The organism is Antarctobacter heliothermus, assembly GCF_900188425.1.
Lineage (GTDB): Bacteria > Pseudomonadota > Alphaproteobacteria > Rhodobacterales > Rhodobacteraceae > Antarctobacter > Antarctobacter heliothermus.
The window spans coordinates 1-1186 of the sequence record NZ_FZON01000158.1 but is presented as its reverse complement, the minus strand read 5'-3'; the positions used below and the strand labels follow the sequence as shown (position 1 = coordinate 1186).

3 protein-coding genes and 1 pseudogene are annotated in these 1186 nt (G+C 57.0%); all 4 read left to right on the top strand.

Features of this window, described 5'->3' with window-relative positions:
* Positions 1 to 359: 359 nt before the first annotated feature.
* Positions 360 to 473: pseudogene (locus CHB90_RS27285) on the top strand (GapR family DNA-binding domain-containing protein); the annotation flags it as partial.
* Positions 474 to 508: 35 nt separating this feature from the next.
* Positions 509 to 736: a hypothetical protein gene (locus tag CHB90_RS26050; protein WP_089280580.1), complete on the top strand. Its 228-nt coding sequence runs from the start codon at positions 509 to 511 to the stop codon at positions 734 to 736.
* A 72-nt stretch (positions 737 to 808) separates the two neighbouring features.
* Complete coding sequence (locus CHB90_RS26045) at positions 809 to 1015, top strand: SGNH/GDSL hydrolase family protein (protein ID WP_089280579.1); 207 nt, start codon at positions 809 to 811, stop codon at positions 1013 to 1015.
* Entirely contained in the window at positions 984 to 1172 is a 189-nt protein-coding gene (locus tag CHB90_RS27660) for a GP88 family protein (protein WP_425426663.1), read from the top strand. Before CHB90_RS26045 ends, CHB90_RS27660 begins: the two co-directional genes overlap by 32 nt.
* Positions 1173 to 1186 lie beyond the last annotated feature (14 nt).

Below are 1186 nucleotides of genomic sequence, written 5' to 3'. Positions count from 1 at the left end.
AGCCTCGGGAGCATCATCCACATCAGTGTAAGGGGGTCATTGTTGGACGCCGATCACCCCGTTACGGGGTCAAAATTGCATGCCTGTTCACAGTCAACCGCACAGTCGTCACCGGGTTCTCGTTCTTCTGTGACGAGGACGACACCGCCTACTACGTCAACCTGATGCACGCCGATGTTGAGAACCGCCTCCCCTGGTCGGAGGCGAAGCAGATCCTCGACGCGCGCCGCGAAGACGCTCACTGGGTGTGTCACAACGCCCCCTTCGAAATCACGATGATGCAGACGTCCCTCAACTACGAGTTGGACAACGTGATTTGCACGCTCCAGATGGCCGTCTCGGCCTTCAATGCCGACCAGTACGACACCAAGGTGCTGCGCCGGGTCATTTCAGAGCGTCGGCGTGACGCTGACGACATCGCCGAGGAGGAAGCTGTCCTGGAGATGTATAAAGCTGCCTTGGGCATGGCCTGACAGAACTTTCAACCCCACATCCGAAGGAGGATTTCATGGGACTATTCACCGCTGCAAAGCACCCCACCACTGTTGACGATGTCTTGTCGGCATTCACCCAGGTGGTCGACAACCTCGACGCCGTCGCCGTGGTCAATGAGAGTATCTCGGAGGAACTTCGGCAGGAGGCTCTGGTCGCTCAGAGCTCTTCCGAGGCCGCGGCCGAGGAAGCCACCAAGGCCCGCCGGATCGGCATCAAGTTGCGGGAGATCCTGCAAGGATAAAGGCACACACCCCCCTTGAACTGAAGTGATGGAAGGACCCTGCGGGGTCCTTCCTCCTTTTCGGAGAACACCATGCTTCCAATCGAAAACACGATCTACCAGCAACTACGGTTTTTTCAGCGAGAATACCGGGCCAAGCCAGAGGAGCTGATCATCCTCATAGGCTTCAAAACCTTCAACGAGTGGGCGCGCAAAGTAGCCCAAGACTCTCCTGAACTTCTCGCCGACTTGAACCTACCGCAACCTGATGGAGATCTTCCCGGAGACCACCTTCTATGACTACACGAAGCATCACAAGAGGATGTTCCGGGAGCGTCCCCAGAATTATCACCTGACATTTTCGCTGCATGAGAAAAACAGTATGCGTCCGGCCACGCAGCGCTTGACGCCTATTTCGGCGTCCAGTTCCATGGCGCGAGTTCGCCGATGCGGTTGATCTTGTGATCGGCG

Bases quoted from the DNA above. Each gene is read 5' to 3' on its own strand.
- CHB90_RS27660 (WP_425426663.1), top strand. From the start codon at position 984: ATGGAGATCTTCCCGGAGACCACCTTCTATGACTACACGAAGCATCAC.
- CHB90_RS26050 (WP_089280580.1), top strand. From the start codon at position 509: ATGGGACTATTCACCGCTGCAAAGCACCCCACCACTGTTGACGATGTC.
- CHB90_RS26045 (WP_089280579.1), top strand. From the start codon at position 809: ATGCTTCCAATCGAAAACACGATCTACCAGCAACTACGGTTTTTTCAG.